Here is a 10,026-nt window from a genome sequence, read left to right as displayed (position 1 = left end):
ACTCAGAAGTGAAACGCTGTAGCGCCGATGGTAGTGTGGCATTCGCCATGCGAGAGTAGGACACTGCCAGGCACCCAATTAAACGGTGATGTGAAAGACATGACCGGCTGCGAGAGTGACACCTCATAAAGAAGCGGCAAAAAATTTAGCGAAAGCTAACCGAATGCGGAGCGGTAGTTCAGTCGGTTAGAATACCGGCCTGTCACGCCGGGGGTCGCGGGTTCGAGTCCCGTCCGCTCCGCCACTAAATTGAAAGGCCTTCCCTGACGGGAAGGCCTTTTTGCTTTCTGGCGTCTGGATAAGATCTCAGGAAACAAGAGGCAACCGACGGGTCTGCCGCCTGTTACTGACAACCCGCCTCTTCCCCCCTGTGGTGCTTGCGTGTCTGGCATTGTCCCTTTACCCAGGGCTTACCCTTCGCTCTGGTTTGCCTTCGTTCCCCCATCTTTTCCCAACCCGGCCAATCGACCGGGCTTTGTCGTGTCTGGAGATGAGCATCGCAAGCACGCGAATACGCTCTGGCCGAGAGTGCCAGAGGACCATCGGGAGCTCATATGCGGATAAGAGATAAGCAAAGCGCTTTTTCTTTCTTCATGGAATATGCATAAGCGGGCATGCTGTACTCAACCCAACGATATGGAGTATCACCATGAAACTGCGAATGACCGCTCTCACCGTTCTCTCCCTGCTGGCTCTCGGTCAGGTCCAAGCCGCCGAGGTGCGGCTGCTGAATGTCTCCTATGACCCGACGCGGGAGCTGTTCCAGGAGTACAACAGTGCCTTTGCCAAGGAGTGGAAGGCCAAAACCGGCGACGATGTGGTGGTGAGCCAGTCACACGGTGGCTCAGGCAAACAGGCTCGTGCCGTGGTGGACGGACTGGAGGCTGACGTGGTCTCCCTGGCGCTGGCCTATGACGTCGATGCGGTGGCCAAGGCAGGTCTCACCGCCAGCGACTGGGAAGGGCGTTTGGCCAACAATGCCTCTCCCTATACCTCCACCATCGTCTTCCTGGTGCGCAAGGGGAATCCCAAGCAGATCAAGGATTGGGGCGACCTGGTGCGCAAGGATGTCGCCATCATCACCCCCAACCCCAAGACCTCCGGCGGTGCGCGCTGGAATTATCTGGCTGCCTGGGGCTATGCCCTGAAGAAAAGCGGCACTGAAGAGGGCGCGAAACAGTTTGTCAGCGATCTGTTCAAGAATGTGAAGGTGCTGGACTCAGGGGCACGTGGCGCCACCACCAGCTTCATCGAACGCGGGCTCGGGGATGTGTTGCTGGCCTGGGAAAATGAAGCGTTGCTGGTGCTCAATCAGCCGGGCACCAGCGACAAGTTCGAACTGGTGGTGCCCTCGGTCTCCATCCTGGCCGAGCCGCCGGTAGCCGTGGTGGACAAGGTAGCCAAGAAGCATGGTACCGAGGCCGTCTCCAAGGCTTACCTCGAGTATCTCTACTCTGACGAAGGGCAGCGCATCATCGCCAAATACCACTATCGTCCGAGCAATCCGGCGATCCTGAAGGAGACTGCGGCCCAGTTCCCCAACCTGACGCTCTTTACTGTCAAGGATCTGGAAGGAGATTGGGACAAGGCACAGAAGAAGCACTTCGCCCAGGGCGGATCGTTTGACCAGATTTACCAACCGGGCCGCTAAGAGACGAAGGCCCCTGTGACAACAGATAGGAGTACCACGATGAACAAGATCCTTCTGGTTCCCGGTCTGCACAACAGTGGGCCGGATCACTGGCAGAGCCGCTGGCACCAGCAATTTCCCCAGTGGCAGAGAATGATGGGTCTGCCCTGGGACAAGCCGGATCTCACGGTCTGGAGCGCAAAGCTGGCGAGCAAGCTCAGGAGCCGGCGCAGCCGGGTCCACCTGGTCGCCCACTCCTTCGGCGCTCTAACGGCCATCGCTGCCGCCAGACTGCAACCAGACAAGGTCTCTTCCATCTTCATCGTTGCCCCTGCCGATCCTGCCCGTTTCGGTATCCCGGATGAGGTGTTGACGGGGTCCATCAAGGTCTCTGCCCAGTTGATCGCCAGCCGCAATGACCCCTGGATGAGTTTCGAGCGGGCAGAGTTCTGGAGCCGGCAGTGGCAGGTGCCCTTGTTCGATGCGGGGGAGGTGGGCCATATCAATGCCCAGTCCGGCCATGGGGAGTGGCACCAGGGCCTCGCTTTGCTCGGCACCCTATACCGCCGTGCCGAAATGGTGGTGGAGCCTGCTCCTGCCGAGTGGGGCAAGCAGGCCGCACTCAGTTTTCGATGAGGGCCCCTCGGATTGTCTCGGCACGATTTCCAGACAGGCTGGCAACTTGGCCAGCGTGACTGACTTTGCATGTTCCCGGTTTTACCGCTCCGTCTTTTAGGTCTTTTATTTATATAAAAGACCTTTTTTTATGCTTATCGCTCTAAAAGCCTTGTTCCACCATTGTTAGATAAAAAAGTGCTTAGCAAAGGCATTATTGGTGTTTGTTGTCCCTGGCCGCCGTGAGCAAAATCGTCACATCCAAAGTATTTATAACAAACGGATGTGTTATGCGATTAAGTTCTTATTCCGTCCTGCCAGGCCTGGGGCCAACGCTGGGCTTCAGTCTGCTCTATCTGGGCATACTGGTGCTGCTGCCGCTCTCGGCACTGGTGCTGTTTGCGGTGAACAACCTGAGCGCCGCCGAGTTCTGGCAGGTGATCGGCTCCCCCCGGGTGCTCGCCTCCTTTCGCCTGAGCTTTGGCGCCGCCTTCATTGCCGCCCTGCTCAACAGTCTGTTCGGTCTGATACTGGCCTGGGTACTGGTGCGCTATACCTTCCCCGGCCGCAGACTGGTGGATGCGCTGATCGACCTGCCCTTTGCCATGCCGACTGCCGTCTCCGGCATCGCCCTGTGCGCCATCTTTGCCCCCAACGGCTGGATTGGCCAATGGGTCGCTCCGCTGGGCATCGAGCTTGCCTACAACCCCATAGGGGTGGTCATTGCCCTGACCTTTATCGGGCTGCCCTTTGTGGTGCGCACCCTGCAGCCGGTGCTGCGGGAAGCGGAGAGCGAGCAAGAGGAGGCGGCCGCGAGCCTAGGTGCCAACCGCTGGCAGACCTTCATCCGGGTACTGTGGCCGACCCTGGTACCTGCGCTGCTCACCGGTTTTGCCCTGGCATTTGCTCGCGGCGTGGGGGAGTACGGCTCTGTCATCTTCATTGCCGGCAACCTCCCCATGGTGTCCGAGATTGCCCCCCTGATGATCATGAGTCACCTGGAGGAGTATGACTACGCCGGTGCATCGGCCATTGCGTCCGTCATGCTGCTCATTTCCTTTGTGCTGCTGTTGCTCATCAACAAGTTGCAAGCCTGGAGCTGGGCTCGCATCGGAGGAAGCCGTATATGAACGCCTCTACTGCACATCTCGATCAGGCCCAGGAGTCCGCTCCGGCCACCCCGGCGCGTCATCCTCCGGTGACCCATGAACCGGTCTGGGTCAAATGGCTGCTGGTCACCGTCGGTCTGGGCTGGTTTGCCGCCTTGCTGCTGTTGCCGCTGGCCACCGTCTTCATCCAGGCGCTGAGCCCGGGTCTGGCCTTCTTCTGGCACGCCATCAGCGAGCCGGATGCCCTGAGCGCCCTGGGGCTGACCGCCCTGGTGACGCTCTGCTCGGTGCCCCTGAACCTGCTGTTCGGGCTGGCCGCCGCCTGGGCCATCGCCCGGTTCCGCTTTCCTGGCCGGCAACTGCTTATCACCCTCATCGATCTGCCGTTCTCGGTCTCGCCGGTCATCGCAGGCTTGATGTTCGTGCTGCTGTTCGGCAGTCGCGGCTGGTTCGGCGAGTGGCTCAGCGAGCACGACATCAAGATCATTTTCGCTACCCCGGGGATCATCCTGGCGACCACCTTCATCACTGTGCCCTTCGTGGTACGCGAGCTGCTGCCCCAGATGGAGGCGCGGGGCCCGGAGGAAGAGGAGGCCGCCATCATGCTGGGGGCGAGCGGGTTGCAGATGTTCTGGCGGGTGACCCTGCCCGGCATCCGCTGGAGTCTGATGTATGGCCTGCTGCTCTGTACCGCCCGGGCGGTGGGGGAGTTTGGCGCTGTCTCCGTGGTTTCCGGCCACATTCGCGGCCAGACCAACACGCTGCCGCTGCACATCGAGATCCTTTACAACGAGTACCAGACCGGTGCCGCCTTCGCGGTGGCCAGCCTGCTGGCGCTGTTCGGGATCTTCACCCTGCTGGGTGAGACCCTGCTGGCCAGGCTGCGCGGCCAACCGACCCAGTCCCATTGATCCCGAATTAACGGTTATAGGAGAGGCATTCATGAGCATTCAGGTTCAAGGGCTCAACAAGCATTTCAATCAGTATGCGGCGCTGGCCGACATCAACCTCGATTTTCACGACGGTGAGCTGGTCGCCCTGCTCGGCCCCTCTGGCTGCGGCAAGACCACCTTGCTGCGGATCATCGCCGGGCTGGAGCAGGCGGACAGTGGCAGCGTCATCATCCGCGGCGAGGATGCCTCGGATCTCCATGTGCGCGAGCGCAACGTTGGCTTCGTGTTCCAGCACTACGCCCTGTTTCGCCACATGACGGTGTTCGAGAACGTGGCCTTTGGCCTGAGGGTCAAGCCGCGCAGCGAACGCCCGGACGAGGCGGCCATCCGCACCCGGGTCAAGGAGCTGCTGGATCTGGTGCAGCTCAGCCATGTCGCGGCACGCTACCCGACCCAGCTCTCCGGTGGTCAGCGCCAGCGGGTCGCCCTGGCCCGGGCCCTGGCGGTGCAGCCCAAGGTGCTGCTGCTGGACGAGCCTTTCGGCGCCCTCGATGCCCAGGTGCGCAAGGAGCTGCGCCGTTGGCTGCGTGAGCTTCACGACGAGCTGCATGTCACCAGTCTGTTCGTGACCCACGATCAGGAAGAGGCCCTGGAGGTGGCGGATCGGGTGGTGCTGATGAACGCCGGCAAGGTAGAGCAGATTGGCACCCCTGCCGAAGTGTATGATCAGCCCGCCAGTGCCTTCGTGCACAGCTTCCTTGGCAGCGTGAATCTGTTTCGTGGCAGGGTGGCCGGGCAGGGGCTCGGCATCGGTGAGCAGCAACTGGGTGGCCCCATCCCCTCCCATCTGGCAGAAGGGAGTGCGGCCATCGCCTATGTGCGCCCCCACGAGTTGGAGATCCTGCCCTCGGATGCCCCCGGTGGCATTCGCGCCACCATTACCCGCCTGCTGCCCATGGGGCCGCGCATCCGGGTGGAACTGCGTGGCGATGGGGAGACGGGGGGGGCCCACTACGAGGCCGAACTGAGCAAGGAGGCCGCCCGGGCCTTTGCCCCCGGCCAGGGGGTGCGTCTGGTGGCCAGGCAGGCACAGCTCTATCCCGACTACCAGATCTGAGGGCAAGCCGCGAGGTGCGGCCCTCTGTCAGGCTTGCTGCCGGGCTATGATCCCGGCAATCCATAACAAGAGGACGGTGGCACGAGCCACCGCCACTCAGCGCAGGAGGCGATGAGGTGAACTTTCAGCAATTGCGAATCATTCGGGAGGCGGCACGGCGGGATTACAACCTGACCGACGTGGCCAATGCCCTCTTTACGTCCCAGTCCGGGGTCAGCCGCCACATTCGCGAGTTGGAGGAGGAGCTGGGGCTCGCCCTCTTCATTCGCTATGGCAAGCGTCTGCTCGGCATGACCGAGCCGGGCAAGGAGTTGCTGGTGATCGCCGAGCGTATCCTGGGGGATGCCGACAACATCCGCAAACTGGCGAGCACCTTTGCCAATCGCGACTCAGGCCGGCTGCTCATCGCGACCACTCATACCCAGGCCCGTTATGCCCTGCCGAGGGTAGTGAAGGCGTTTCGGGAGCAATTTCCCCTGGTACAGCTGGAGCTGCGTCAGGGGAGCCCGGAGGAGATAGTGCGGCTGGTGCAGACCGGCGAGGTGGACATCGGCATCAGCAGCGAGCAGCTCGACAAGAGCGAAGGGGTGGTGGCCTTTCCCTACTACCGCTGGCACCACAATATCGTCGTGCCGGAGCAGCACCCCCTCACCGCCGAGCGGGAGCTGACCCTGGCCGCTCTGGCCCACTGGCCCATCGTCACCTATCAGGCCGGCCTCACCGGTCGGGCACGGGTGGATGATGCCTTTGCCGAGGCGGGCATAGTGCCGCAGATCCTGCTGACCGCTCAGGACTCCGACGTCATCAAGACCTATGTCGAGCTGGAGATGGGGGTGGGCATACTGGCGGACATGGCGTTCGATTCCCAGCGGGACAAGGGGCTGGTGCAACTGGACGGCAGCCGGTTGTTTGCGCCGCACACCGCCTGGATCGGCCTCAAGCAGGGGCAGTTCCAGCACAACTTTGCCTGGCAGTTCATCCAGCTCTGCAACCCCGAGCTGGCGCTGGCGGAGATCCAGGCCCGCGCCATGAGCAACGAACCCCTGCTCGACTATCAGATTTGAACCGAGGGGTGGATGAAAAACGGGGAGCCATGGGCTCCCCGTTTGTTTGATGTTGACCTGATCTGGCACCGGAAGCGCCGAGCGGGTTCCCGTCAGATCGGAGACGTCCCGTCACTGCGCTGTCCAGGCCTCCTGCCAGTGGGAGCCTACGCCCGGTTCATACTGGGTGGCCGTGCTCGCCCACTGGCTGCACCAGCCGCTGTAGGGGAAGGGTTTGCACTGATAGACCTTGCCGTTCTTCGGCTGCAGCACCCGGGTTCCGGCGGTGTAGGACTTGAGGCCGTCCGGGAAGGTGAACTGGTAATCGCCCCCGCTTGCCGGATCCTTGAACATGAGGTCCAGGGTCTGCTGCACCGCGTCACCACCGGCCTTGGGTTTGCCCTCGATCACTAGCTGATGGTGGCCTGCACTCAAGCCGGTCAGCGCCATGGAGAAACTCTGGCTGCCGTCCTTGATGTCGGCACTGCTCTGTCCCCTGGCGACACCGCCGTGGTCATAGAGGGTGTTGGTGATGGCGAGATCCCCCTGGGCCGTGACGGTGAAAGTCAGGGTGAGCTTGCCGTTGTCGAGCGTGTAGTCGCTCGCCAGACCGCTCACGCTGATCCCGTTCTCAACCGGGGGCTGCTGTTGCTCAAGCTGGATCTCGACCCGTTGCAGGTTGCTGCCAGCCTTGAGGTAGACCGGGTTCTGGCCATAGACGGGGTTGAACTGGCCGTCCGTACCTTGCTGGCCTGCACGGATCTGGCTCTGCTCGGCGTTGATCTTGCTCGCCAGGGCGTGGGCCCAGTTGTTCTTCTGGCCCTGCCCGGCGCTGGCGATGGTCAGCTCGGTCTGGAGATCGGTGCGCTCGCCATTGGCATCGAACACCCGGGTTCTGGCTTTGTCACCCGCCACCAGGTCGATGGAGGGATAGATGGTCCCTCCCTGGCTCCAGGTCAGCGGGGGCTGGGTGCCATCCTTGAACCGGGCGTCGATCAGGTTGTAGAAGCTGTTGGTGGTATCCCCAACCTCCCACACCCCGAGAATGACCTGATAACCGGTACGCGGGGGCAGGGTGCACTGATGGGTCACCTGTTTGGGGGGCTGCACCATGTTGCCGTCGATGACGCAGAAGGGATTGAGATCGAACGCATCCCGGGTGAGGGGCTGGTTCGGGTTCCAGTCCTGCTTGGTGAGGTAGTAGCGCCAGTTGCGGGTCACGTGGTTGGCAGTGAAGGTCCAGCTGATGGCGAAGGGACCGGCCTGCACTTCACGCTTGGTCCAGCGATCGAGGGTCTGGGTGTTGAGCTCGCCGAATTGGGGGTGACCGGCCGAGGCTATCTGGCCGTCGGCGGGGCCGCCATCAGGGAAGCCGGAGGGGGCTTCCAGGCTCTGGGGTTCCCACTGGATGGCGCCACACTGGCTGTTGCCCCCTGTCTTGCACAGGTAGTTGCGCCCTTCGGGCTGGCTGATGTAGCCGTGAGCGAGCACGCCGCCACTGGCCAGCAGCGCCAGCGCTGCCGCGAGATGGGTGAGTCGGATATTTGCTGCCATACATTCCTCTGTTCGGTGATGTGGGCAGTCACGTTGGCAGGGGAGTTCCCCGAAACACGGTGCTGCAACCCCGCTATCCTGGACAGCTTGTCTTTAGACCGGAGGCTTTGCGTCCTGGCCTTTCAACCAGTTTGCCAAATGACTACAGAAAGGATCATGGTGCCGCCTGTGGCGACCACCCATCATGGCTATATTTTGTTAAAAAATTAAGTGTAAAAATTGACAGTGCCGTCTCATCGGAGCAGCGCATCAGCGGCAGATGGCTCCGTCGGGATCTGCGCGCTGGTTCAGTGCGAGAGGGTGGCCCGGGAGAGGCTCCCGTGGCCATGACAGGAAAGGAGCCCCTGCCAGCCTGGCAGGGGCTCATGGGGCCACTCAGTGGCGGGGTTGCATGCCTGCTCGGGAAGAGGACGCCTGGGTCGGTCGCATCATCCTGTCCTGGGCTTGGGCGTTGTCCAGCTTGAACACCGCCAGTCGCTCGTCGAGGCTTCGGGAGAGACCGGCCAGCAGTTCGCTCTCCTGGGCCAACTGGGAGGCCGCCTGGGACATCTCTAGCGCCGAGTCGTTGATGCCGCTGACGTTGCGGTTCATGTCTTCCGCCACCATGCTCTGCTGCTCTGCCGCCGTGGCGATCTGGGTCGCCATGTCGCTCACGTGCTGGATGTGATTGACGATGAGGGAGAGATCCTGCCCCGCCTTCTCGGACTGGTTGACGCTGCTCTCCGCCAGCTTGCGGCTGGCGTCCATGGCGTTGGCGGCGGTGACAGCCCGTTGCTGCAACTGGGTGATGGTACTCTGGATCTCCTCGGTGGAGTGGCGGGTGCGACTGGCCAGCTGGCGCACCTCGTCGGCCACCACGGCGAAGCCACGGCCCTGCTCGCCGGCCCGGGCCGCCTCGATGGCGGCGTTGAGGGCCAGCAGGTTGGTCTGCTCCGAGATGGCGCTGATGACCGCCGTCACCTCGCTTATCTGCATCACACCCTCCTTGAGCTGGTTGACCTGCGAGGTGGCCTGATCCACCTCGGTGGCCAGCGCCTGGATGCCGTGCACGCTGGCATGGACATCCTGGTTGCCGAGCCCGGCCTCGCTGGTGGCATCCTGGGTGTCGCGGGCCGTATTCTCGGCGTGACCCGCCACGTCGGCGATGGTGGCGCTCATCTCGTTCATGGCGGTGGCGAGCTGGGCGAGCTGATCCCGCTGACTGTTGACCGCCTGGTTGGTCTGTTCGGCGGAGGCGGCGATGCGCAGGGCGGCATCCGCCACGTTGCGGGCCCCCTGGCTCGCCTCCAGCAGGGCGCGGCGGATGGCATCCAGCCCCTGGTTGGTGGAGCTGGCGACGGCGCCGAGCTCATCCCTGCCCAGCACCGGGATGCTGACCACCAGATCGCCGGCCGCGACCCGGGCCATGGCCTTGTTGATCTCGGCCAGGGGATTGACGATGGAGCGGCTGATGGCGAGTCCCAGCAGCCCCATCAACAGGATCACCAGCAAGGTGGCGCCACCCATCCACTCATATTGCGACCACATGGTGGCCTCAATGTCCTGCAACAACACACCGGAGCCCAGGATCCAGCCCCAGGGCTGGTAGCCCGTCACCAGCGACATCTTCTGGGCCGCCTCGCCGGACGGGGAGACCCACTGATACTCCAGCCTGCCCTGGTGGCCGCCCTTGCCGAGATCCACCATGTGCTGCCAGTGGGACTCGGCAGGGTTGTTGCCCATCTGCTGGCCGACCAGCTCGGGTTTGGCGGGATGCACCACCACCCGACGATCTTCATCCAGCACGAACAGGTAGTTGTCCCCGTCAAAGCGCATGCTGTCGAGCATGGCCTTGGCCTGTGCCTTGGCCTGTTCCGGGGGGAGGGTGGCGGCCAGGGCCTGGATCCGGCTCATGGCCAGATCCAGCACCGCCTGCAGCCTGGCTTCTCGTTCACTCATCAGATTGCGGTGCAGGGCACTGGCCGAGATGAGCAGCAGTGCGATGAAGCCGACCAGGGCCAGTGAGAGCAGCAGCATCAGCTTGCGACTCACGGCAATATCACCGAGCTTGAACATAGTCTTATCC

Annotated in this window: 8 protein-coding genes, 1 tRNA gene and 1 riboswitch; of the genes, 7 read left to right on the top strand and 2 right to left on the bottom strand. The window is 62.6% G+C overall.

Annotated elements, in window-relative coordinates; translation table 11 throughout:
• The first annotated feature begins 167 nt into the window (after positions 1–167).
• The 7 genes from AB5Y53_RS04020 (at position 168) to cbl (ending at position 6,428) form a co-directional block, all read left to right on the top strand.
• Positions 168–244, top strand: a tRNA-Asp gene (locus AB5Y53_RS04020).
• A gap of 405 nt (positions 245–649) precedes the next feature.
• Complete coding sequence (locus AB5Y53_RS04015; protein ID WP_042864432.1) at positions 650–1,651, top strand: sulfate ABC transporter substrate-binding protein; 1,002 nt, start codon at positions 650–652, stop codon at positions 1,649–1,651.
• A 39-nt stretch (positions 1,652–1,690) separates the two neighbouring features.
• Positions 1,691–2,266, top strand: coding sequence for an alpha/beta hydrolase (locus AB5Y53_RS04010; protein WP_010672824.1), 576 nt, complete (start codon positions 1,691–1,693; stop codon positions 2,264–2,266).
• Positions 2,267–2,535: 269 nt separating this feature from the next.
• Positions 2,536–3,375 (top strand): sulfate ABC transporter permease subunit CysT, encoded by an 840-nt coding sequence (gene cysT, locus AB5Y53_RS04005; RefSeq protein ID WP_039039454.1) that lies wholly within the window; start codon positions 2,536–2,538, stop codon positions 3,373–3,375.
• Positions 3,372–4,265 (top strand): sulfate ABC transporter permease subunit CysW, encoded by an 894-nt coding sequence (cysW, locus tag AB5Y53_RS04000; RefSeq protein ID WP_010672826.1) that lies wholly within the window; start codon positions 3,372–3,374, stop codon positions 4,263–4,265. The genes cysT and cysW overlap by 4 nt, the downstream gene beginning before the upstream one ends.
• Before the next feature lie 31 nt (positions 4,266–4,296).
• Positions 4,297–5,364, top strand: a complete 1,068-nt coding sequence (locus AB5Y53_RS03995) for a sulfate/molybdate ABC transporter ATP-binding protein (protein ID WP_010672827.1) — start codon at positions 4,297–4,299, stop codon at positions 5,362–5,364.
• 116 nt (positions 5,365–5,480) lie between these two features.
• On the top strand, positions 5,481–6,428 hold the full coding sequence (gene cbl, locus AB5Y53_RS03990; RefSeq protein ID WP_010672828.1) for an HTH-type transcriptional regulator Cbl: 948 nt from the start codon (positions 5,481–5,483) through the stop codon (positions 6,426–6,428).
• Positions 6,429–6,539: 111 nt separating this feature from the next.
• Here the strand turns inward: cbl and gbpA are convergent, their stop codons facing one another.
• Together gbpA and AB5Y53_RS03980 are read right to left on the bottom strand one after the other, a co-directional pair.
• Positions 6,540–7,961: an N-acetylglucosamine-binding protein GbpA gene (gbpA, locus tag AB5Y53_RS03985; RefSeq protein ID WP_368181167.1), complete on the bottom strand. Its 1,422-nt coding sequence runs from the start codon at positions 7,959–7,961 to the stop codon at positions 6,540–6,542.
• Positions 7,962–8,021: 60 nt separating this feature from the next.
• A riboswitch (cyclic di-GMP riboswitch) is annotated at positions 8,022–8,107 on the bottom strand.
• A gap of 229 nt (positions 8,108–8,336) precedes the next feature.
• Entirely contained in the window at positions 8,337–10,016 is a 1,680-nt protein-coding gene (locus AB5Y53_RS03980; RefSeq protein ID WP_010672830.1) for a methyl-accepting chemotaxis protein, read from the bottom strand.
• Positions 10,017–10,026: the final 10 nt, after the last annotated feature.

The organism is Aeromonas sp. R7-5 (assembly GCF_040908015.1).
Taxonomy (GTDB): Bacteria; Pseudomonadota; Gammaproteobacteria; order Enterobacterales; family Aeromonadaceae; genus Aeromonas; species Aeromonas caviae.
This window is presented reverse-complemented; position numbering and strand designations above follow the sequence as displayed.

What these genes read in the sequence shown, in the direction of transcription:
- AB5Y53_RS03995 (WP_010672827.1), top strand. Translation starts at nt 4,297, where the DNA reads ATGAGCATTCAGGTTCAAGGGCTCAACAAGCATTTCAATCAGTATGCG.
- cysT (WP_039039454.1), top strand. Translation starts at nt 2,536, where the DNA reads ATGCGATTAAGTTCTTATTCCGTCCTGCCAGGCCTGGGGCCAACGCTG.
- cysW (WP_010672826.1), top strand. Translation starts at nt 3,372, where the DNA reads ATGAACGCCTCTACTGCACATCTCGATCAGGCCCAGGAGTCCGCTCCG.
- AB5Y53_RS04015 (WP_042864432.1), top strand. Translation starts at nt 650, where the DNA reads ATGAAACTGCGAATGACCGCTCTCACCGTTCTCTCCCTGCTGGCTCTC.
- AB5Y53_RS03980 (WP_010672830.1), bottom strand. Translation starts at nt 10,016, where the DNA reads ATGTTCAAGCTCGGTGATATTGCCGTGAGTCGCAAGCTGATGCTGCTG.
- AB5Y53_RS04010 (WP_010672824.1), top strand. Translation starts at nt 1,691, where the DNA reads ATGAACAAGATCCTTCTGGTTCCCGGTCTGCACAACAGTGGGCCGGAT.
- gbpA (WP_368181167.1), bottom strand. Translation starts at nt 7,961, where the DNA reads ATGGCAGCAAATATCCGACTCACCCATCTCGCGGCAGCGCTGGCGCTG.